At 59.9% G+C, this 20,581-nt stretch carries 19 protein-coding genes and 3 pseudogenes; 13 read left to right on the top strand and 9 right to left on the bottom strand.

The features are described from left to right. The first annotated feature begins 35 nt into the window (after positions 1-35). From L0Z65_RS00625 to L0Z65_RS00615, 3 genes are read left to right on the top strand one after another with little or no spacing between them, the layout of a single operon-like run. A complete protein-coding gene (locus L0Z65_RS00625) occupies positions 36-1,163 on the top strand; it encodes a cobalamin-independent methionine synthase II family protein (protein WP_102896413.1) in 1,128 nt (375 codons plus the stop codon). After that, complete coding sequence (locus tag L0Z65_RS00620) at positions 1,160-1,855, top strand: alpha/beta fold hydrolase (RefSeq protein WP_405109808.1); 696 nt, start codon at positions 1,160-1,162, stop codon at positions 1,853-1,855. The genes L0Z65_RS00625 and L0Z65_RS00620 overlap by 4 nt, the downstream gene beginning before the upstream one ends. Then, the gene (locus tag L0Z65_RS00615) at positions 1,852-2,547 is read left to right on the top strand and encodes an RraA family protein (protein WP_405109805.1); all 696 of its coding nucleotides are present in this window, start codon (positions 1,852-1,854) and stop codon (positions 2,545-2,547) included. The genes L0Z65_RS00620 and L0Z65_RS00615 overlap by 4 nt, the downstream gene beginning before the upstream one ends. 219 nt (positions 2,548-2,766) lie before the next feature. On the opposite strand, the gene L0Z65_RS00610 is transcribed toward L0Z65_RS00615, so the two are convergent. Both L0Z65_RS00610 and L0Z65_RS00605 read right to left on the bottom strand, forming a co-directional pair. Next, positions 2,767-2,919, bottom strand: coding sequence for a hypothetical protein (locus tag L0Z65_RS00610; protein ID WP_405109802.1), 153 nt, complete (start codon positions 2,917-2,919; stop codon positions 2,767-2,769). 4 nt (positions 2,920-2,923) lie between these two features. Then, positions 2,924-3,745, bottom strand: coding sequence for a nitrate- and nitrite sensing domain-containing protein (locus tag L0Z65_RS00605; protein WP_405109800.1), 822 nt, complete (start codon positions 3,743-3,745; stop codon positions 2,924-2,926). A 382-nt stretch (positions 3,746-4,127) separates the two neighbouring features. On the opposite strand from L0Z65_RS00605, the pseudogene gap reads away from it, so the two are divergent. Further along, a pseudogene (gene gap / locus L0Z65_RS00600) lies at positions 4,128-5,136 on the top strand (type I glyceraldehyde-3-phosphate dehydrogenase). A 111-nt stretch (positions 5,137-5,247) separates the two neighbouring features. On the opposite strand, the gene L0Z65_RS00595 reads toward gap, so the two are convergent. Together L0Z65_RS00595 and L0Z65_RS00590 are read right to left on the bottom strand one after the other, a co-directional pair. Beyond that, entirely contained in the window at positions 5,248-5,883 is a 636-nt protein-coding gene (locus L0Z65_RS00595) for a ChrR family anti-sigma-E factor (RefSeq protein WP_405109798.1), read from the bottom strand. Beyond that, positions 5,880-6,530, bottom strand: a complete 651-nt coding sequence (locus L0Z65_RS00590) for a sigma-70 family RNA polymerase sigma factor (RefSeq protein ID WP_096873193.1) — start codon at positions 6,528-6,530, stop codon at positions 5,880-5,882. The genes L0Z65_RS00595 and L0Z65_RS00590 overlap by 4 nt, the downstream gene beginning before the upstream one ends. 148 nt (positions 6,531-6,678) lie before the next feature. Between L0Z65_RS00590 and L0Z65_RS00585 the strand changes: the two genes are divergently transcribed. From L0Z65_RS00585 to L0Z65_RS00545, 9 genes and pseudogenes are all read left to right on the top strand, one after another. After that, positions 6,679-7,968 (top strand): NAD(P)/FAD-dependent oxidoreductase, encoded by a 1,290-nt coding sequence (locus L0Z65_RS00585; protein WP_405109794.1) that lies wholly within the window; start codon positions 6,679-6,681, stop codon positions 7,966-7,968. Next, a complete protein-coding gene (locus L0Z65_RS00580) occupies positions 7,965-8,717 on the top strand; it encodes a DUF1365 domain-containing protein (RefSeq protein ID WP_405109791.1) in 753 nt (250 codons plus the stop codon). The genes L0Z65_RS00585 and L0Z65_RS00580 overlap by 4 nt, the downstream gene beginning before the upstream one ends. Beyond that, a complete protein-coding gene (locus tag L0Z65_RS00575) occupies positions 8,717-9,874 on the top strand; it encodes a class I SAM-dependent methyltransferase (protein ID WP_405109788.1) in 1,158 nt (385 codons plus the stop codon). Before L0Z65_RS00580 ends, L0Z65_RS00575 begins: the two co-directional genes overlap by 1 nt. After that, positions 9,867-10,430, top strand: a complete 564-nt coding sequence (locus tag L0Z65_RS00570) for a chalcone isomerase family protein (RefSeq protein WP_405109785.1) — start codon at positions 9,867-9,869, stop codon at positions 10,428-10,430. Before L0Z65_RS00575 ends, L0Z65_RS00570 begins: the two co-directional genes overlap by 8 nt. Further along, positions 10,430-11,655 (top strand): annotated as a pseudogene (locus tag L0Z65_RS00565) (MFS transporter). Before L0Z65_RS00570 ends, L0Z65_RS00565 begins: the two are co-directional and overlap by 1 nt. Continuing rightward, positions 11,652-12,200: a DUF3833 domain-containing protein gene (locus tag L0Z65_RS00560; protein WP_102896404.1), complete on the top strand. Its 549-nt coding sequence runs from the start codon at positions 11,652-11,654 to the stop codon at positions 12,198-12,200. The pseudogene L0Z65_RS00565 and the gene L0Z65_RS00560 overlap by 4 nt, the downstream one beginning before the upstream one ends. 1 nt (position 12,201) lies before the next feature. Next, on the top strand, positions 12,202-12,933 hold the full coding sequence (locus L0Z65_RS00555) for an SDR family NAD(P)-dependent oxidoreductase (protein WP_405109782.1): 732 nt from the start codon (positions 12,202-12,204) through the stop codon (positions 12,931-12,933). Beyond that, positions 12,930-13,655, top strand: coding sequence for an SDR family NAD(P)-dependent oxidoreductase (locus L0Z65_RS00550; protein WP_405109779.1), 726 nt, complete (start codon positions 12,930-12,932; stop codon positions 13,653-13,655). The genes L0Z65_RS00555 and L0Z65_RS00550 overlap by 4 nt, the downstream gene beginning before the upstream one ends. 133 nt (positions 13,656-13,788) lie before the next feature. Continuing rightward, the gene (locus L0Z65_RS00545; RefSeq protein WP_405109776.1) at positions 13,789-15,759 is read left to right on the top strand and encodes a cache domain-containing protein; all 1,971 of its coding nucleotides are present in this window, start codon (positions 13,789-13,791) and stop codon (positions 15,757-15,759) included. A gap of 48 nt (positions 15,760-15,807) precedes the next feature. Here L0Z65_RS00545 and L0Z65_RS00540 read toward each other — a convergent pair whose 3' ends face one another. From L0Z65_RS00540 to fdh3B, 5 genes and pseudogenes are all read right to left on the bottom strand, one after another. Then, positions 15,808-17,169, bottom strand: coding sequence for a sigma-54-dependent transcriptional regulator (locus L0Z65_RS00540; RefSeq protein WP_405112415.1), 1,362 nt, complete (start codon positions 17,167-17,169; stop codon positions 15,808-15,810). Next, positions 17,166-17,291 carry a hypothetical protein gene (locus L0Z65_RS00535; RefSeq protein WP_255352594.1) on the bottom strand — a complete coding sequence of 42 codons (126 nt, stop codon included), beginning with the start codon at positions 17,289-17,291 and terminating at the stop codon, positions 17,166-17,168. Before L0Z65_RS00535 ends, L0Z65_RS00540 begins: the two co-directional genes overlap by 4 nt. A 4-nt stretch (positions 17,292-17,295) precedes the next feature. Further along, positions 17,296-18,618: a c-type cytochrome gene (locus L0Z65_RS00530; RefSeq protein WP_405109773.1), complete on the bottom strand. Its 1,323-nt coding sequence runs from the start codon at positions 18,616-18,618 to the stop codon at positions 17,296-17,298. Between the two features lie 18 nt (positions 18,619-18,636). Continuing rightward, positions 18,637-19,882: pseudogene (locus L0Z65_RS00525) on the bottom strand (formate dehydrogenase subunit gamma). A gap of 94 nt (positions 19,883-19,976) precedes the next feature. Continuing rightward, a complete protein-coding gene (fdh3B, locus tag L0Z65_RS00520) occupies positions 19,977-20,570 on the bottom strand; it encodes a formate dehydrogenase FDH3 subunit beta (protein ID WP_014875661.1) in 594 nt (197 codons plus the stop codon). Positions 20,571-20,581 lie beyond the last annotated feature (11 nt).

The following is a 20,581-nucleotide window of genomic DNA, read 5'->3' as shown; positions in this document are numbered from 1 at the left end:
CCGCGTCACCGATCTGATTTGAGGACACCAGGCACATGGTCAAGACAACCCACGTAGGCTCCCTTCCCCGATCACAGGAGGTGGTCGATTTCATCTTTGCCCGCGAACGGGAGCAGCCGTTTGATCAGGCGGAGTTCGATGCCTGCATGCGCGCTGCGGTCAGTGATACGGTCAAAAAACAGGTCGAGGCCGGGATTGATATTGTCAGCGATGGCGAGACCTCCAAAATTTCCTATGCCACCTATGTAAAGGACCGCTACACCGGGTTTTCCGGTGACAGCCCGCGCAACGCGCCTGCCGATCTCAAGATGTTTCCCGGGTTTCTGAAACGGCTCGCGGACGATGGCGGCACGCCGCAATATGCCCGTCCCATGTGCACCGGAGAGGTCCGCTCCAAGGGGCAGGGAGAGCTGGAAAAAGATATCGTCAATCTGAAATCCGCGATAGCAGAGCATGGCGCAGATCGCGGGTTCATGAATGCTGCCTCCCCCGGTGTCATCTCCCTGTTTTTGCAGAACGATTACTATTCGACGCGCGAAGCCTATCTGGCCGCGCTCGCCGATGCGATGAAGGCCGAATATGAAACCATCGTCGGTGCCGGGCTTGACCTGCAACTGGATTGCCCGGATCTGGCGCTGTCGCGTCACATGCTGTTCACGGATCTGAGCGATGATGAGTTTGTGAAAGTCGCCCAGATGCACGTTGAAGCGTTGAATCACGCGCTGTCCGACGTACCCGCCGAGAAGGTCCGCGTGCATATCTGCTGGGGCAACTACGAGGGGCCACATTGCTGCGATATCTCTATGGAGAAGGTCTTTGCCCCGCTGATGGCGACCAAGGCGCGGTATGTGCTGTTTGAAACCTCCAATCCCCGGCACGCCCACGAATGGACGGTGTTCCGTGACCACAAGGCGCAGATCCCCGACGACAAAGTGCTGGTGCCCGGCGTGGTTGATACCACCACCAATTTTGTCGAACACCCGGAGGTCGTCGCCCAGCGTATTGAGCGATTTACCGATATTCTGGGTCAGGACCGGGTGATTGCCGGATCAGACTGTGGCTTTGGCACATTTGCCGGGTTTGGCGCGGTTGATCCCGATATCGCCTATGCCAAACTCTCAGCCCTGTCCGAAGGTGCAAGACTCGCGGCGGGGCGGGCGTGACACCGCTCCTGCTGCTCCCTGGCATGATGTGTGATGCGCGGCTGTTTCAGCCACAGGTCGCAGCATTGTCGGGTCATGTCCCGTTGATGACCGCCCCCATCGGCCAGGCCGACAGCATGGTCGCGCTTGCGCAGTCGATACTGCAGATTGCCCCCCTGCGATTTGCCGTGGCCGGGCTGTCCATGGGCGGCATTCTCGCGATGGAGCTGATCCGGCAGGCCCCCGAACGCATTCTCGGCGCGGCCCTGATGGACACCAATCCGCTGTCCGAAACACCCGAAGTGCAAGCCCGCCGAGGGCCACAGATGGCAGCGGCGCGCGCGGGACGGCTGGAACAGGTGATGCGCGATGAGATGAAGCCCAATTACCTGACCGAAGGCCCCAACCGGGCTCAGATCCTTGATCTCTGTATGGCAATGGCGCTCGATCTGGGACCGGAGCTGTTCATCAGCCAGTCCAAGGCGCTGCGCGATCGCCCCGATCAATGCGAAACATTGCGCCAGTTCGACAGACCTACACTGGTGCTCTGCGGGCGCGATGATGCACTCTGCCCGCCGCACCGTCATGAGTTGATGCATGAGCTGCTCCCCCAGAGCCATCTGGAAATCCTCGATGGTGCCGGTCATCTGCCGACGCTGGAAACCCCTGACCAAACCACAGCGGCCCTGCGTCGCTGGCTGGAGAGCCTATGACCCCGACACTTCTGGACCTGCTGCGCCACGTCGACACCCCTACTGTTTGCAACGCGATTGAGGTCGCCGAAGGCAAACGCGGCTTCAACGCATTCACCCGCGGCACCATGCTGGCCTCAGCACCCGAAACAGGCGCCATGGTCGGCTATGCGCGGACCGCCAGGATCTCGGCGCTGGCGCCCCCCACCGAGCCGCCCGAGGTGATCAAGGCACGGCGCATGGATTACTATCGCCACATGGCAAACGGCCCCCGCCCCGCCGTAACAGTGGTTGAGGATGTTGATTTTCCCAACTGCATTGGCGCCTATTGGGGTGAAATCAACACCACCGTTCACAGAGGCTTCGGTCTCAGCGGCGCCTTGACCAACGGGGTGATGCGCGATCTGGGTGACCTGCCCGAGGGGTTTCCGGTCGTTGCCGGATCTATCGGCCCATCGCATGGGTTTGTTCACGTGAAGGAAATCGGCACACCTGTCACGGTTTTTGGCCTCCAGATCAGCGACGGCGATCTGGTTCACGCCGATCGCCACGGCGCGTTGGTTATTCCACCTGCGGTTCTGCCGCATCTTGAGGGCGCAATCCGCAAGCTACTGGAGACGGAAAAGCTGGTGCTGGATCCCGCCCGTGAAGAGGGGTTTGATTTTGAGGCCTTCGAGACCGCCTGGAGTGCATTCGAGGCCGCGCGCACCTGAGCGATCGGCCGGTGCCTCAGACGAGTCCGCACCCAGAGCCATCATTCGAGAGCCGCTCTACGAAAGGCTGATTGATACTTGCATTTGCCCTACCCCTGACCCAACCGCGTACATCGCAGGGGGCTGATACACGCCTCTGACTAGTCTTCTGAACTTAGAAGCTGACGCTCGCGCTAGGGCCGGGATCCTGGTGTTTTCTGCCGCCATCATCAGCGACCGCTACTTCAGCGCCACCACCACAAATGCTGCGGCCGAAAGCGCCGCGAAGAGGGAGAACCAGATCAGTTCTGTTAGCTGCGATGCGGTCTCCTGCTCAAGCTGACTGGCGAGGAAAACGAGTTCGGCTGTGATAACACTTTCTTCTTGCCGCAAAAGATCAATCCAGGCCGTCGACGCCGTAATCCACTGCGCGCGCGTGACGGGGGGCGTGCCGATGGTGGCTTCGGTTGCGACAACGGTCTCGTGCAATTCGTTCAGCGCCATATATTGTCGCGTTCTCTGCAGTGTAGGGAGCCAGGCTGCGCTGCCTTTCACGGCGCTCGGCTTCGTTCAGGATGGTAAGCTGCCCGCGCCGCAGGGAGGTCAGCTCCTCCTGCAGCGAGAGAGAAAACACCTTTACGATACCTGCCGCACCGGTGGCCCGCTCCAATCCTGCTTTCTCCTTCGCGGAACTGATCAGAAAACGCGCCTGCCGCAACGCGTGGTATTCTGTCGATCTGTCAGATCCGGTACTCGCCCGCGCGAGCCCCACCAGAGTGTCAATCAGCTCGGAATAAGAACTGATCACCTCCTGGATCGCGGCGTTCCCGTGTCGGTCCCCTCCGTCGATGCGCCGCCGCATCTGCGCCAAGGTCTGCAACCGTCTGACCGCGTGATCAAATTCCTCCCGGTGGTTTGTCGCGATAAGATCTATATCGGATAATGCCGATGCAATGACCTGATCTGTTCGGCCACGCTGCCTGATCAACTCCTCTGGAAAGGTCAGCCCGTCAGATGAGACATAGCCAACCGAATACCCCCGCTCCTTTTGCAGCTCATGGATCACATCGCTGATTGCGCTGTCTTCGCGGGCAGTCTGGGCGGTACGCCCGGCCTGCACATGCAGCTCTCTTTGTTTGGAAATCTCGCTGTAGGCAAAATACCCCGCCAGTAAAAACAACGGTGCGATGACCAGCAACACGATAGTTCGAAGTGGCATGAAAACTCCCTCGGATTGCAAGCGGTAAAACAATTATAGCGTGCATTCATTAACGGCAAATCACCACATGCGCTATTCATTGATACTTGGCAGTGCAGGTACATGTGAGAGGCTGACGGTCGGCCAGCAGCAGACTGATCCTGGCCCAGACGCGGTTGCGGCTGGCCGACCGCCCGGCGCGTCGAGATCGCGCAGGGGCTGTGTTGCATGCCTGAGCAGAACAGGCTGTCGCCGCATCGTCACCGAGACGATTTCGACATCAGCAGCTTGCGCCGCGAACGGGCTTGATTTTTGTCACTGTTAGCGATAACGATGCGGCAACTGTCAGACCACCGGGTGCGCCCGTTGAGGGCTGCCCCACATCATCACCGGAGTTGCACATATGACCCTGAAAATTGCTATCAATGGATTTGGACGCATTGGCCGCGGCGTTTTGCGTGCCCTGCTGGAGAGCAACGCCGACGATATCTCGGTTGTGGCCATCAATGATCTGTCCCCGGCTGAAACTCTGGCCCATCTGCTGAAATACGACAGTGTGCATGGCTGAGCTGCGCGCCCCCGTGAAGGTGGATGGCGACACCATGCAAGTGGGCAACCACAGCATTCGCCTGACCGCGATCCGCAATCCAGAAGAACTGCCCTGGCAAGACGTCGATATTGCGTATGAATGCACTGGCCTGTTTACCAGCCGTGACACCGCCGCCAAACATTTGAAGAATGGCTCCAAGCGGGTTCTGATTTCTGCACCGGGCAAGGATGTCGACCGTACCGTGGTGTTTGGTGTCAACCATGATGACCTGACCAAGGACGACGTGATCGTCTCCAACGCCTCCTGCACCACCAATTGTCTGGCGCCCGTCGCCAAGGTTCTGGATGACACATTTGGCATCAAGACCGGGTATATGACCACCATCCACGCCTACACCGGTGATCAGCCGACCCATGACACCAGCCACAAGGATCTTTACCGGGCCCGCGCGGCTGCCCTGTCGATGATCCCCACGTCGACCGGTGCGGCACGGGCGATCTCGGAAGTGCTGCCGCATCTCAAAGGTCGTCTGGAGGGGTCGGCAATCCGCGTACCGACACCAAATGTATCCGTGGTGGACCTCAGCTTCATTCCTGAGAAAGCTGCGACAGTCGACGCGATCAACGACGCAATGAAGGCCGCCTCCGAAGGGGCTCTGGCTGGTATCCTGTCCTATGAGACTGATCCGTTGGTCTCCATTGATTTCAACCACGACCCGCATTCCTCCTGCTTTGCCGCGCCGCAGACCGCTGTCACTGCCGAAGGGCTGGTGCGGGTTGTCAGCTGGTATGACAATGAATGGGGGTTCTCCAACCGGATGGTCGACACCGGCCGCCACATGGGCAAGGTGATGAAGGACTGAACGCCAGACCTGCCGTCGATGACTACGCAAAAAGGGCTGCCTTAGGGCAGCCCTTTCTCATAACCGGGGTGTCGCACAACGACCGTTGTCCCGATGTAGCCGCTGTTATGTTCAGATGCGGAAGATTGGTTGCAGCAGACGCGGCACCAGCGACCGGAACCGCAGCGCGGCGTCGGTTGCGGCCAGACAAATGCAGGTCTCACCCTCCTCGGCGATCGGCGTGTGTTCCAGATCATCGTCGGCAACTTCCAAATCGCCAACGCCGAAGCGCCCTGTCTCATCACGAAACGCGCCCTGCAGCACCAATGTTAGCTCCAGCCCATTGTGGCCGTGGTCCGGTACCGCCTGCCCCGACGGGATATACAACAGCCGAACGCTGCCCCCGTCTTCATGGCTCAGGATGGATTGACGCACCCCCATACCAAGGGACTTCCACTTGGGCGGCAAGCCACCGAGCGCCTGCATGACCGGCGCCGGAAAAATACCGGAACGGGTAAACTGCGGCGCCTCCTCGTAAGGCTCATCCAACTCGGCGAACACGCGATCCCGCAGATCATTCGAAAGATCCCGGGTGCCGCAGGCTTCCAACACGGAACCTCCAACAGCCTGATGCGCAGACAGCCGGGTGCGGCAACTGTCACACATCGACAGATGGGTCGCCACGACCAGCGAATAGGCATAGGGCAAGTTGCCAGAGGCATAAGCCACCAACAACGGGTCAGGGATATGATGGCGTACGCCGGTCATGATAGTCCTTGTTCCTTCAACTCGTGACGCAACCGCTCAAGTCCGAGGCGGATGCGGGATTTGATTGTTCCCAATGGCAGCCCGGTTTGTTCCCGAATGTCCGCATGGGTTAGTTCGCCCAAATAGGCCTTTTCGACCATCTCACGCTGGGCAGGTTTCAACCGCGCAAGGGCGGCGCGCAGCTTTGATGTTTCCTGATCCAGCGCCAGAATCTGCGCTGCATCTTCCTGTGTTTCTTCCGGAAGCTTCAGCTCTTCCGGGATTGGTCGGCGCTCCTTGCGGATCACGTCGATCTGCCTGTTGCGGGCGATCTGGTAAACCCAAGCCGACACCTGTGCCCGCTCCGGATCAAACATCGCCGCTTTGCGCCACACGGTCAGCATGACGTCTTGCACCACCTCTTCGGCCTGACTGGGCGGCATACCGGACCGGCAGATCACCCCCTTAAGGCGCGGCGCAAAATAGTCGAACAGCCGTCCAAACGCCACCTTGCAGCGGTTATCGCGCACGGCCAGCATCCAGAGTGTCTGATCAGACAAGCTCTCCCGTTCCACTTTTTTCCTTTCGCGCAATGCACTTGTGTCACGGTCTACCGTAACGGGCGGCGCAGGGGCTGCAAGAGTTGGATCGCTCAGCGTGGTCAACATGTATGCATTACGCAGGTTTTCCGGCGCTGGATCACTCTGCGCCGAATTTTTTTCGTATTTTCCCCAATTCATCAAAATCTGCTGTCACCTTTTTTGATCCGCTCGGGCAGAAGCCGCGTAACAACTTGAAATCATAGATGGAGACAGCATGTCCTTTGACGCATTATCATCCGCTCGCGAGCGTATCGCCGTCGTAGGCGGCGGGATTTCCGGGCTGGCCACAGCCTGGCTGCTGGCAAAGACGCATAATGTCACCCTGTTTGAGGCAGCCCCGCGGCTGGGGGGTCACGCCCGCACGGTGATGGCCGGGCGCAATGGGGATCAGCCGGTTGATACGGGCTTCATCGTCTTCAACTATGTGAATTATCCACATCTGACGTCGATGTTTCGCGATTTGGAGGTCCCCGTCGTCAAGAGCGACATGAGCTTTGGCGCCAGCATCGGTGATGGACGCGTGGAATACGGGCTGCGAGATCTTGGAGCGCTGCTGGGGCAGCGTCGCAACATTGCGCGACCCGCATTTTTCCGCATGGTCAGGGATATCCTGCGCTTCAATGCCAATGCCGAACAGGTGGCCAAAAGCGACAGCGTCACCATTGGTGAGTTGGTCAATGATCTGAAATTGGGGGATTGGTTCCAGCGCTACTATCTGATGCCGATCTGTGGCGCGATCTGGTCCACCCCGCCAGATGAGATCCGTGGCTTTCCGGCCCAGTCTCTGGTGCGGTTTTTTCGCAATCACGCCCTGCTCAGTGCCTCAGGTCAACACCAGTGGTGGACGGTCAAAGGTGGCAGCATCGAATACGTGCGCCGTCTGACCAGTCGACTGGAACAGATGGGCTGTCAGCTGCGTCCGGGCACCCCAGTGCGCAGTGTCGAGCGCACGGCAGACGGCGTGTCTATCCATCTGCCTGACGGCACCAGCGAGAATTTTGATCAAGTGGTCATGGCCTGCCACTCGGACGACAGCCTGCGCCTGCTGAGCCAGCCAACGCGCGCTGAACAGGCAACGCTGGGGGTCATGCGTTATCAGGACAATGAAATGATCCTGCATCATGACAGCGCTCAGATGCCACACCGCCGCGCCTGCTGGTCATCCTGGGTCTACAAGGCCGACACCCGCGATGACCGGGCAGCCATTGGGGTAACCTACTGGATGAACCGGCTGCAGAACATCGACGAAAATGACCCGCTTTTTGTCTCCCTAAACCCGGTGAAAGACGTGCAAAGCGATCTGATCTACGATCAGAAAACCTTTCGTCACCCTGTGTTTGATACGGCAGCCCTGCGCGCGCAGAGCCAGATCGGCGATATCCAAGGTCGGAACAACACTTGGTTTGCAGGTGCTTACCTGCGCCACGGCTTCCATGAAGACGGTTTTGCCAGCGCGGTGCGCGTCGCACGGGGGATCGGCGCGCGCACAAAGGTGGTGGGATGACGCAGTGGCCCGATCATATCGCCGGGCAGACCACCCATGCCCGCTATGGGGCTATCGCCAACAGCTTCCGCTACGGCGTGGACTATGTGCTGATTGATCCGCGTGCTAAAAACGGCCCGCTGCTGTTCTCGCGCAATCGCTTCAATTTGCTTTCGGTGCATGATCGCAATCACGGTGGCCCGCCACGTCGGGGGACGGGGCTGCCCTGGGCGGAACGGGTCTTTGCCGACGTCGGCTTGAAGCTGGACGGGATCACCATCCGGCTGCTGACGCAACCAAGCTATCTGGGTCACATATTCAACCCCGTCAGTTTCTGGCTCGCCTTTCGGGGCACCGCGCTGCACGCCGTGATAGCAGAGGTCAGCAATACCTTTGGCGACCGGCACAGCTATGTCTGTCACAAACCCAAATTCACAGCGATTGCCCCGTCGGACAAATTGCAGGCAAAGAAGATATTCCACGTCTCTCCCTTTCAGCAGATCGCGGGAGACTATTGGTTCAATTTCGACATCGGGCCACGGCGGATCGCAATCCGCATCGATCACAAAAATGGTGACCAGGGAGTAGTGGCGACCCTGACAGGCCCCCGCCAACCGCTGAGCAACAGCGCCGTGTTGGGTGCCAGCCTGCGCCGACCTGCCGGAACCCTGCGCACGGTTGCGCTGATCTATTGGCAGGCGCTGAAACTAAAACTGAAGGGCGCGAGCTATCGCCCCCGCCCTACCCCACCGGAACATGAGGTCAGCTGATGATTTTTCTTACCAAACGTGTGAAACACGATTTTCTCGACAGCTGCGCCCGCATCCGCAACGGCAGCCTTCGCCTGCATACGCCCGAAGGGGATGTGCATGATTTCGGCGCTAGCGCCCCGCATGCGGAAATTCAGCTGCATGACTGGAGTGCAATCACCGCTATGGCTGCCCGCGGGGATATCGGCCTCGGCGAGGCCTATGTTTCAGGACTTTGGGACAGCCCCAGCATCGAAGATGTGATCAAAGTGGCGTTGCTGAACCTCGATCATCTCACCGACTATGCCTACCCCAGCTTCTGGGCGGGGCTGAAATACCGTGTTGTGGACCGGATGTTGCGCGCCAACTCAATCAAAGGCGCGTCGCGCAACATCAAGGCGCATTATGATGTCGGCAATGAATTCTACCAGCTGTGGCTGGACGAAAGCATGACCTATTCATCGGCGCTGTTTGCCCCCGGCGACAATGATCTGGCTCGCGCCCAAACTCGAAAATATGACCGCGTGCTCAGCCGTCTGAACGCGGGGGACCGGGTGTTGGAGGTCGGCTGCGGTTGGGGCGGGTTCGCCGATCGCGCCGCCGAACAGGGCCGCCATGTCACCGGCCTGACGATCTCGCCCAGCCAGTTCGGCTATGCCGATGCACGGCTGGATGGACGGGCCGACATCCGGCTCTGCGACTATCGTAAATCGGAAGGCAAATTCGACAATATCGTCTCCATTGAGATGGTCGAGGCCGTGGGCGAACGATACTGGCCCAGCTATTTCTCCACCCTGAAAAACCGCCTCGCGGATGATGGCCGTGCCGTGGTGCAGGCGATCACGGTGCAGGACAGCTATTTCGATATCTATCGACAATCCTCGGACTATATCCGCCAATACACCTTCCCCGGTGGCATGTTGTTGTCCGATGCCGTCATTTCTCATCAGGCGCGCACCGCCGGGCTGAAAGTCACGGATAACTTTGCCTTTGGTCAGGATTACGCCCGCACCTGCCGCGAGTGGGCGGCCCGGCTTTCTGCGATGACGGCAAAGATCCAGGCCCTGGGTTATGGCGATGCCTTCCTGCGCAACTGGCGGTATTATCTGGAAACCTGTGCTGCGTCCTTTGAGGTCGGGCAAACCGATGTTGTACAGGTGGAGCTGGCCCATGCCTGATCCGCGCCAGCCCCGTGTTACCAAGATCCGCCGGATGCGTCATCGCTCGGTCATGGCAGCTTTTGCATTGGGGCTGGCTGTGATCCTGAGCAGCTTCAGCAGCGCAGCAACGGCGGAGACCGGCCTTAAATCTCCGATCAAACTGGGTGAGGTCACCTTCCGCTGGTTCGGCCTGCCGCTATATGATGCAAGCCTGTTTGCAGAGGGTCAAAACCGCTTCGATTGGCAAACACCTATGGCGCTAAAGCTCAGCTATCGGCGCGGGTTCACGCGGGCGCAGCTGACCAAGGCGACTGCCGCTGAACTGACCCGGCTTGAGGGACCACGCGCAGATCAGGAGCGACTGATTGCGAAGCTGGAAACCTGCTTTCGCGATGTGGCAGCCGGGGACAGTTTTGTCGCCACTACACAGAATCCGAACCAGGTGGCCCTTTACCTCAATGGTCGGCGGACCTGTGATGTGCGCCATGCAGAGGCTCGCAAACGGTTTTTGAATATCTGGCTGTCTCCCAACAGCCGGTCCGCACGCCTGTCCAGTCGGCTCAGGGGCAACTGATGCAAGCCACCCGTGTTTCTCTGTTTGCCATGATGCTGGCTGCTGCTGGCCTGCCGCTCTACATTCATCTGCCACGTTTTGCGACGGCGGAGCTTGGGGTGAGCCTGGCCACCTTGGCGGCAGTGCTGGCCGGAATACGGGTGCTTGATTTCGTGCAGGACCCGCTGCTGGGCTGGATCACCGACCGCTGGCCACAGGAGCGGGCGACCTTTGCGGCACTGGCGGCCTTTGGGATGGCTGTGGGGTTCCTCCTACTCTACACGTATCGCCCAACTGCCGGTGGCGTGTTGCCCTGGCTGGTGATTGCATTGGTGTTGCTGTTCACAGCCTACAGTCTGGGCACCGTGCTGTTTTATGGACAAAGCACCGCACTCGTGCGGCAGTCCGGAGGCGCTGATCCGCCTTGCCGGATTTCGCGAGGGTGGCACATTGGTCGGGATCATTCTGGCCGCCCTCGCCCCCAGCCTGTTGGGTGCACTGGGGGCCGGTCAGGGCGGTTATCCTGCCTTTGGCGCGATGCTTGCAGGGCTTTGCATTGCGGTCTGGTGGCTGACCCGCGGTCTATGGACCACGACCCCGCGCCCGGAGCAGCCCCTGTCGATTACCGCCCTGCGTGAGGCTGGTGGCTTTCGCCTTCTGGCCTTGGCTCTGGTCAACAGCCTGCCCGTCGCCATGACCTCAACGCTGTTTCTGTTCTTTGTCGAGGACAAGCTGGCACTGCCCGATATGGCTAAGCCCCTTTCTGGTGTTGTTTTTCCTCTCCGCAGGAGTTTCGGTACCGCTATGGACTCGAGCCGCTGACCGCTATGGGGCGCGCAACGTGCTGTTTCCGGCCATGATTTTGGCGATCCTGTCATTCGTTTCCGCAGCGTTTCTGCCTGCTGGTGCCGCGCTCGGATTTGCCCTGATCTGCGTCGGATCTGGTGCCGCACTTGGCGCGGATATGGTTATCCTTCCCGTGCTGTTCTCGCGCATGTTGGCACGGGCCGGGTTGCAGGGCGGGCAGGCCTTTGGGCTCTGGTCCTTTGCCGCCAAACTGGCGCTTGCGGCAGCTGCGGTCCTGCTTTTGCCACTGCTGCAACTCAGCGGCTTTACCCCCGGCGGCCAGAACAGTACCGCCGCACTCCAGACCCTGACATGGGCCTATGCCATCATTCCCTGCTGTATCAAACTCATCGCAATTGCGATGCTCCTGCGACTTCCAAGAAAGGTCACCGCACCATGAAACTCCTGCTTGTAGCGATCATCGTGGTGCTGCTGCTTGCACTGCTCCGGCCCGGTTTCGGGTTTCGCAGCCAACGCCCCCAGCACTACGCCGACACCGGTCCCGACTTCGACATCCGCACACATCTAAGCGGTGAAATGATCTCCGAAGGTATGATCTACGGTCCAATGGGACGTGTGGTATCGCGTTTTGTTGCCACGATGAACGGGGCGTGGGATGGCAACACCGGTACGTTAAGCGAGGATTTTTCCTATGCCAGCAGCGGCACGCAGCAACGCAAGTGGTTTCTCACCATGGGGGAGGACGGCGCGTTCACGGCGACCGCAGACGACATCATCGGCACCGGCGAGGGTCAGCAAACAGGTGCAACCGTGCGCCTGACCTATCGCATCCGCCTCCCCGAAAGCGCGGGCGGTCATGTGCTGGACGTCACCGATTGGATGTATTTGATGGAGAACGGCACCATCATGAACCGCTCTGAAATGCGCAAGTTCGGCATCAAGGTCGCCGAACTGGTGGCCACCATACGTCCGAAAGGAAACTAAGATGTTTGCAGGACAAACTTGGTGGATCGTCGGCGCCAGCGAAGGGTTGGGCCGCGCCATTGCCCAAAAACTGGACGCCGCCGGGGCGCGGCTGGTGCTTTCGGCCCGCAGCGAAGAACGCTTGCAGGATCTCGCGGGCGAATTGGGAAACGCCACCGCCCTCCCACTGGATGTGACCGACAGTGATGCAATCAGCGCCGCTGTTGCCCAAATCGGCAAGGTGGATGGCATCCTCTACTGCGCAGGCGCCTACGACCCGATGCCCGCGCAGGACTGGGACGCCGACAAGGTTGAGCTGATCTGTGATGTGAACTTCATGGGGGCCATTCGTGTGGTCGGCCGTGTCGTGCCTCAGATGGTGGCCGCCAATGAGGGGCATATCGTCCTGATCGGCTCCCTCGCCGGTCATACGGGTCTTCCAGGCGCCACAGGCTATGGCGCATCCAAATCCGCCGTTATGCACATGGCGGAAAACCTCCAGGCGGATCTATTCCAGACACCAATCAAGATCCAAGTGATCAATCCCGGTTTCATCAAGACCCGGCTGACCGAAAAAAATGACTTCAACATGCCCATGATCCAGACCCCGGATGAGGCGGCGGAAGCCTGCATGAAAGCCATGAAAAGCGGACGCTTCAGCACCAGTTTCCCGGCACCATTTGCCTGGGTATTCACGGTCGGAAAGTACCTGCCGCGCAAGTTGTTCCTGCGCCTGATGGGAGCGGGTAAATGAGCGCGCCACAAAATATCGTGATTATTGGCGCCACGGGCGGTATCGGATCGGCATTGGTGGATCACTATGCGGCGCAGTCCCCCGCCAGTCTGACCGCAGTGGCCCGCAGCACGTTGCCATCGCGCCCCAAGGTCGATACGCACCAAGTGGACATAACTGACGACGCACAGCTTAGCGAGCTGGCCAACACTCTGCGTAGCCGGGATATCGCGCCGGATCTCGTGCTTGTCGCGACCGGTATCCTGTCCGATGAGACGGGCCTCACACCCGAAAAAAGCTACCGCCAGCAGGATCCTGAGGCTTTCAGGAAAGTCTTTGAAATAAATACCTTTGCCCCCGCCAATGTTGCCAAACATCTGCTGCCGATCATGCCACGCAAGGGGCGTGCCGTCTTTGCAGCGCTGTCAGCGCGGGTCGGTTCAATCAGCGACAACGGCCTTGGCGGCTGGCATGCCTATCGCGCGTCAAAAGCAGCGCTGAACATGCTGATCCGCAACTACGCAATCGAGACGGCCCGCAGCAATGATCAGATGATCTGCGTCGGGCTGCATCCCGGCACGGTACGAACGCCGCTTTCGGGTCCGTTCTCCAAAAATGTTCCTGAATCTGCGTTGTTCGAGCCGTCCCAATCCGCAGCATATCTGGCTCAGGTTATCGACGGCCTGTCCCCCGGTGACAGCGGTCGGGTGTTTGACTGGGCGGGCAAGGAAATCCCGGCCTGATTGGGGACGGCTCGGCAGGATCAGCCTGTCCGGGCTTGCCCCGCCAATCCGCATCATGCGACAGTCAGGCGATCCCGCACATTTGGGCTTGCCCGGGTTCTGATGTGCCCGCTGTCCACAGGAAATCATCACCTTGAAATCTGTTCGGCTTCGCCTCCTTCTGCTCGCGCTCCTGCCGCTCAGCGTGGTGATGCCGCTGCTTCTGGTCGTGGCAATGGCCCGGTGGAACGCCGACTACGATAACGTCCTGATCGTCAACGTAGAAAGCGACCTGAAAATCGCTGACCAATACCTGCGACAGCTGCAGGCAAACAGTGGCGATGATCTGGCGGCCATCGCCAGTTCAACCCAATTTGCCGAGGTCCTGCGCGCGCCGCTACAGGATCAACTGAAGTATCTGGACCAACGCAGACAGGCGCTCAGGCTCGATTTCCTCTACTATCTGCCGATGCGCAACATTGACCGGGATGCCCGTCGCTGGCCGGTCATAAACCGCGCCGCCCAAGGGGATCTGGCCTCGGAAATCGACATCTTCACTGCCGCAGATCTCGATGTGATCTCTGCCGATCTGCGCGACCGCGCCCGCATTCCGCTGATTGAGACCGAAGCTGCCGCCCCCACCACCCGCCCCGCCGAAGATCGCGGCATGGTCATCCACTCTGCTGCACCGGTGTCCAACCCGGGCAGCGAAGGCGTGCTGGTGGCGGGGAGGCTGCTGAACCGGGATCTGGACTTCATCGATACGATCAACGCCTTGGTTTATCTCGGCGACAGTCACCGGATCAGCCGCAAGGGCACCGCGACGCTGTTTCTGGATGACACCCGCATTTCCACCAACGTTCGCCTGTTTGAGGATGTCCGCGCCCTCGGAACCCGCGTCTCGCAAGCCGTGCGAGACGCTGTTCTGGGGGACGGGCAAACCTGGCTCGACCGCGCCTTCGTGGTGAATGACTGGTATATCTCAGGCTATCTGCCACTGACCGACAGTTTCGGAAAACGAGTCGGCATGCTCTATGTGGGCTTTCTTGAGGCGCCGTTTGCCGCAGCCAAAGTCTCCGCCTATTGGACCGTTGTCCTGTCCTTCCTATCGGTCCTGCTACTCTCGGCACCTTTGTTTTTATGGCTGGCCAAGGGGATCTTTGCACCGTTGGAGCAGATGAGCCAGACCATGGCTCGTGTGGAACGTGGCGACTTGGCAGCGCGCAATGGGAATGTGGGGCGGCGTGATGAAATCGGCCAGGTTGCAGCCCATCTTGATAGTCTGTTGGATCAGGTCCAGGACCGAGACCAGAAACTGCGCGACTGGGCGGGTGAGCTGAACGACCGCGTTGACCAACGCACCGCAGAACTGCGCGCCGCCAATGACAAACTGGAAGCCACTTATAAGCAATTGGTGATGAGCGAGAAACTTGCCTCAATTGGTGAGATCACCGCCGGTGTCGCCCATGAGATCAACAATCCGATCGCGGTCATTCAGGGCAACGTCGATGTGATGCGGATGACACTCGGCACTGCGACCGAGGACGTGGAAACGGAGCTGGCGCTAATCGACGATCAAATCCTGCGGATCAGCGCCATCGTCGGCAAGCTGCTGCAATTCGCCCGCCCGACTGAGTTCGGAACCTTTGAGGAAAGCCTGGATCTGGCACCGGTGGTGTCGGACTGTTTGGTGCTGGTCGATCACGTCGTGACCAAACAGGACGTCGCCGTGATCAAACAGTTCAGCGAGACACCGGCGGTTCGCATTGATCCCGGCGAGCTGCAGCAGGTGGTGATCAATCTGATCCTAAACGCCGTTCAGGCGATGGAGGGCTCAGGCCAGCTCGTGCTGACCTTGCGCGAAATGGATCGGAATGATGTCAGCGGTGCCTGTCTGGAGGTTGCAGATACCGGGTCAGGCATTGCGGCGAAAGACCTGCCATCGGTATTCAACCCGTTCTATACCACCAAACTGGGCGAAGGCACCGGCCTGGGCCTGTCGATCAGCCAAACCCTGATCCAACGCGCAGGCGGTGTAATCTCAGCCGAGAACCTTGTTGAAGACGGGAAAATCATCGGCGCGGTTTTCTCAATCTGGTTGCCCGCGGTTGAGACGACCTCTTAGGCGCAGGCAACCAAAAACGGCAGGCGCATCGCCCGCAGCTCTCTCAGATCAAAGACCCCAACTGGCACATTTGCGATCCACGGTCTTGCGCGAGACGCCGAGCCTGCGGGCTGCCTCTGCCCGGTTGCCCTCACAAGCATCCAGAACATGCATGATGTGGCGTTGCATCACCAGATCCAGCGTATCCATCGCGGCCGACCCTGTTACCGCGCCCGTGCCTGCAAATTCCTCTGGAAATGCACCCAGAATGACCGAGCGTTCGATCAGATTGCGCAACTCGCGCACATTTCCCGGCCAGTCATAGCGACTGAATTTCAACAGGGTCTCAGCGTCCAGTTCAAGCGCGGGCATCGCCAGCGTGGTGGAAAACTGCTCCATGAAGAGTGCCGCCAGCTCCACGATATCCTCAACCCGCTCACTCAGCGGCGGCATCTGGATATTCACCACATTGATCCTGTGGTACAAATCCGCCCGGAACCGTCCCTCGGCCACCGCCTGTTCCAGATCGGCATTGGTGGCGAACAAGAACCGCAGATTGAGCGGGATATCGCGTTCGGCGCCGACCGGGCGGATGCGCTGATCCTCTAGCACCCGCAAGAGGGCCGCCTGCACCTGCTCCGGCATCTGCGCGACCTCATCCAGGAACAGCGTCCCCCCATCGGAATAGAGAAACAAGCCGTCCTGCCTGCGGTCCTGCGCATCCACCATGCCGAACAGCTCATGTGCGATCCGGTCCGGCGCAATCGCAGCGCAGTTGACTGCAACAAAGGGTTTTTCCGCCCGGTCCGACAGCGAATGCAGCGTCCGCGCGGCGATTTCCTTGCCCGTACCGCTGGCGCCCGTGAACAGAACCGGTGTGGGCAGCGGTGCCAGCCGGGTGATCATGTCGCGCGCGGTCTGAATCGCCGGGGATTTCCCCAACAGCCGCCCGCGTGTTGCCGTGCCTTCGGCAGAGAGCGCATGTTTCAGCAGATAATTCTCCTGCCGCAGATGCTTGCGATCCAGCGCGCGCGCGACTGAGTTCAGGATCTGATTGGCGCGGAACGGCTTCAGAACGAAATCCGCGACGCCCACCCTTAAGGCCTGAATGGCGGTTTCCAGATCCGCATAGGCGGTGACCAGAACCGTGTCCGCAAACAGGCCGACCTTATGCTGCTCCTGCACCCATTCCAGACCCGTCTTGCCCGGCATGATATTGTCGAGGATGATCAGATCGAAATGCGCCTGATCCAGAATATTCGACGCCTCCGCGGCCGAGGCCGCCTGCTCCACCCGCTTGCAACGAGGGGTCAGGATCTTCGTCATGAAGTTGCGCATACCGGGTTCGTCGTCGATCACCAGTATCGACGCACCCGCAAGGTTTTCCCCATATTCATCGCGGGGCGGCGACGCAGCTGTCAGCACGGTCAGTCCAGTCGCACAGAGGGGCCGGAATGCACCTCTTCAGCGGCAAATCCTGCCTGATCCAGCGCGAAATTCGCACCGGCAGCAATCACGATGATGGCGGCAAATCCCGTCAACATGGCTTTCATTTGGTCACTTCTCCACCTTGGTTGCGCGTTTCAGAAACGCAATCAAATCGCGCCGGTCCTGCGGGTCCGTAATCCGCTGCATCGGCATCTTGGAACCCGGAATATAGTGATCCGGCCCCAGATCGAAGAGGGCATCGATCGTCGCCTCTCCCCAAGTTATATCAGATCCATCAAGGACCTCTGAATATCTATACCCGGCCAGCGTTCCCGCCCGTCGGCCAAAGACATCATGCAGACTTGGTCCCGCCTTACGGCTGTCTTCTGGGTCAAGCGCGTGGCAGATGGAACATTTCCGCATAAATTGCCGCTCCCCGTTGGGCATCGTGGCCGGGTCTTTCAGGAACCCGCGGTTGCCCGCGATCTGCGCTTCAGCCTCTCCCATCAGCGCAACAGGCCAGCCATAGGCCAGATCATCCAGCCCCGCAGCCCAGATCGTTCGCCCGTCCGGCGCGAAATCCAATGCCCAGACCGGCCCCGCACGGGTGGCGCGAAAATCGGCGCTGATGCGCCAGGTCTCCGTATCCACCATCATGATATAGCCCTGCCCGTCCCCTACGGCGAGCCGCGCTGTCTCCGCGTGATGCGCCATTGCCAGAATGGGCCGCCGCTCCAGCGTGAAATCCGCAACCGGATCGCCGCTCTGACTGTCAACAACACGGGTGGCACCATCCACAGCCCCATAGGCCAGCCAATCGCCATTCGGTCCCAACACCAGCTGGTTGATCCCGAACCCCTGATCCACTAGCCGACGCGGCGGGCTGTCGACATCCTCGTAGACTAGGATCTGCCCGCTCATGGTAGCCGCATAGATAGATCCGTCCGATCCGACCGCAACATCGTTGATCCCGCTGCCAACCGTGATCCGCCGCTCGGAGCCATCATCAAGCGGCCAAAGGCCAATCTCCCCATCCCAGCTCGCTGACACAAGGGTTTCATGGTCCGGGGTCACGGCCAGTGCCCGGATCTTGCCCTGATGCCGCCCGATCAGCTCTGCCTTACCGCTGCCCTGAGGCCAGAGGTAGAGCGCAAAATCATCTCCTGCGGTGACCAGTCGCCCGGCATCAATGAATGCAAGTGCGGTCACAGCCGCGTCATGAGCCTCAAGCCAGCGCGGGCTGCGATCATGCCACAGCCCCACCGCATTGTCGAAACTGCCGGTGGCCACCTGCCCCTCCGGCGACACCGCCAGTGCCATGACCGGGCCGCCATGACCCTTTAATGTGGCGAATTCATCTGCGTCCGCGTAACCGCCGACACCCATCCACAACAGCGCTGCCGCCCCCAAAATAGCGCAGATTTTGCGGGACATACCGGCGCGTGCTGACATGCGGCGGACCACCGCCGATCACTCCGCCGGTGTTGCGCCCTTGGCGCCACCACTACCCGTGCTATCGGGGGTGACTTCACCCTTTTCACGCATCTCGTCCAACCAGAGAGAGTGGTGTTGATGCGCCCAAGCCTCATCCACATCGCCGCTGCCCATGGCGTCAAAGGCGCCTTCCATGCCAAGTGACCCGATGTAGATATGTGCCAGAATGATCGCCATCAGCACAAAGCTGAGGATTGCGTGCCAGCTCTGCGCCAGCTGCATTTCCTCCTGCGGTGCCAGTTCAACCGGCAGCGAGCCATATCCCACAAGCTGTGGCAGCCCCAAATCGTTCAGAATGGCAAAGGTCTTGGCAAAAAGCTGGATTTCAAACGGAAACAACAGCGACAATCCCGAGACAGAAATGGAAACACCGAAAACGATCACCGACCAGAAGATCAATTTCTGACCAAAGTTGAATTTTTTCGCTGCACGGGTGCGATTTACCGACGATACCGCCCATCTGGCGGATCCACACCAGATCTGTCCGGTTCGGAATATTATGGGCGACCCACATGACAAACACCATGACCAGCGCCAGCATGAATGCCCAAGAGACGTTGTTGTGCACCCATTTGCTCCAGATCAACAGGCCTGCATTGATCTCCTTGCCGAGATAAGGCGCAATCACCAGACGACCAAACAGGCTGGCCAACCCAGTAAGGCCAAGCAGGATAAACGACCCCGCCAGCATCCAATGGGCAAACCGTTCGATAAACTGAAACCGCGTCACGCTGCGCCCGGTTGCGGGCTCGTCAATGCGGATGCGACCGCGCAGCAGATAAAACAGGGCCAGCGCCGCAATAGTGCCCAGCAGCAGCCAGCCACCGTAGGTACGCAACGGCCCCTCGCGGAAGGTCAGCCAGCGCATGCCACCATCCTGCACCAGTACGGTGGCCACATCGCCGCCTGCCGACACGCGCAGGTCAGCAGCGTTGTAACGGATTGCGCGCCACAACTCAGGGTCAGACGCGCCGCCAAGCGTGCCCAGCTGTTCCGTCAACCCAGCCCCCAGGGCCGCCGCGCCCGTGTCATCACTGCGAAAGCTGTCGTCAATTTTTTCCCCGCGCTGCCGCGCCAGAATATCCTCAAGCGTCTGCGCGCCGCCTGTGGCACTGCGATCTGGCACAGCACCCGCCGCAGGGGCATCTGGTGCGTCCTGCGCCGCAGCGATCCCAGCTATCAACGTCAGCTGCATCAGAATTGCAAAGGCGATGCGCAGCATGGGCCACACTCCTTCATGGGTTGTCTTGAAAACTGAATAAGGAAACGGGACGGCCCGCGCTCGCGGGCCATCCCATCATGTTAAAGGAGGCTGATCAGCCGCCCTTCTGGTCATAGGCTGTACCCCAGCCCCAGGCGCCGGAGCCAAAGCCACGGGCCACCACACGTTCGCGGTAAACGGCTGAGACGACATCACCGTCACCCGCCAGCAGCGCCTTGGTCGAGCACATTTCGGCGCAGATGGGCAGCTTGCCCTCTGCAATCCGGTTGCGACCGTATTTGGAGAATTCCGCATTGGAATGCGTCTCCTCAGGGCCACCGGCGCAGAAGGTGCATTTGTCCATCTTGCCACGGCTGCCAAAGTTGCCTGCCTGCGGATATTGCGGCGCGCCAAAGGGGCACGCGTAGAAGCAGTAGCCGCAGCCAATGCAGAGATCCTTGGAGTGCAGGACCACGCCTTCCTCGTTCTGGTAGAAACAGTCGACCGGGCACACCGCCATGCAGGGCGCGTCCGAGCAATGCATACAGGCGACCGAGATCGACCGCTCGCCGGGCTTGCCATCATTGATGGTCACCACCCGGCGCCGGTTGATACCCCAAGGCACCTCATGCTCGTTCTTACAGGCCGTGACACAGGCGTTGCATTCAATGCAGCGTTCGGCGTCACAGAGAAACTTCGCTCTTGCCATATCTCTTTCTC

It is taken from the genome of Phaeobacter sp. BS52 (assembly GCF_045040595.1).
Taxonomy (GTDB): Bacteria; Pseudomonadota; Alphaproteobacteria; order Rhodobacterales; family Rhodobacteraceae; genus Phaeobacter; species Phaeobacter piscinae.
This window is presented reverse-complemented; position numbering and strand designations above follow the sequence as displayed.

Bases quoted from the DNA above. Each gene is read 5' to 3' on its own strand.
- L0Z65_RS00605 (WP_405109800.1), bottom strand. From the start codon at position 3,745: ATGCCACTTCGAACTATCGTGTTGCTGGTCATCGCACCGTTGTTTTTA.
- L0Z65_RS00555 (WP_405109782.1), top strand. From the start codon at position 12,202: ATGTTTGCAGGACAAACTTGGTGGATCGTCGGCGCCAGCGAAGGGTTG.
- L0Z65_RS00590 (WP_096873193.1), bottom strand. From the start codon at position 6,530: ATGTTGACCACGCTGAGCGATCCAACTCTTGCAGCCCCTGCGCCGCCC.
- L0Z65_RS00530 (WP_405109773.1), bottom strand. From the start codon at position 18,618: ATGTCAGCACGCGCCGGTATGTCCCGCAAAATCTGCGCTATTTTGGGG.
- L0Z65_RS00575 (WP_405109788.1), top strand. From the start codon at position 8,717: ATGATTTTTCTTACCAAACGTGTGAAACACGATTTTCTCGACAGCTGC.
- L0Z65_RS00560 (WP_102896404.1), top strand. From the start codon at position 11,652: ATGAAACTCCTGCTTGTAGCGATCATCGTGGTGCTGCTGCTTGCACTG.
- L0Z65_RS00595 (WP_405109798.1), bottom strand. From the start codon at position 5,883: ATGACCGGCGTACGCCATCATATCCCTGACCCGTTGTTGGTGGCTTAT.
- L0Z65_RS00585 (WP_405109794.1), top strand. From the start codon at position 6,679: ATGTCCTTTGACGCATTATCATCCGCTCGCGAGCGTATCGCCGTCGTA.
- L0Z65_RS00580 (WP_405109791.1), top strand. From the start codon at position 7,965: ATGACGCAGTGGCCCGATCATATCGCCGGGCAGACCACCCATGCCCGC.
- L0Z65_RS00550 (WP_405109779.1), top strand. From the start codon at position 12,930: ATGAGCGCGCCACAAAATATCGTGATTATTGGCGCCACGGGCGGTATC.
- L0Z65_RS00570 (WP_405109785.1), top strand. From the start codon at position 9,867: ATGCCTGATCCGCGCCAGCCCCGTGTTACCAAGATCCGCCGGATGCGT.
- L0Z65_RS00615 (WP_405109805.1), top strand. From the start codon at position 1,852: ATGACCCCGACACTTCTGGACCTGCTGCGCCACGTCGACACCCCTACT.
- L0Z65_RS00535 (WP_255352594.1), bottom strand. From the start codon at position 17,291: ATGAAAGCCATGTTGACGGGATTTGCCGCCATCATCGTGATTGCTGCC.
- L0Z65_RS00625 (WP_102896413.1), top strand. From the start codon at position 36: ATGGTCAAGACAACCCACGTAGGCTCCCTTCCCCGATCACAGGAGGTG.
- fdh3B (WP_014875661.1), bottom strand. From the start codon at position 20,570: ATGGCAAGAGCGAAGTTTCTCTGTGACGCCGAACGCTGCATTGAATGC.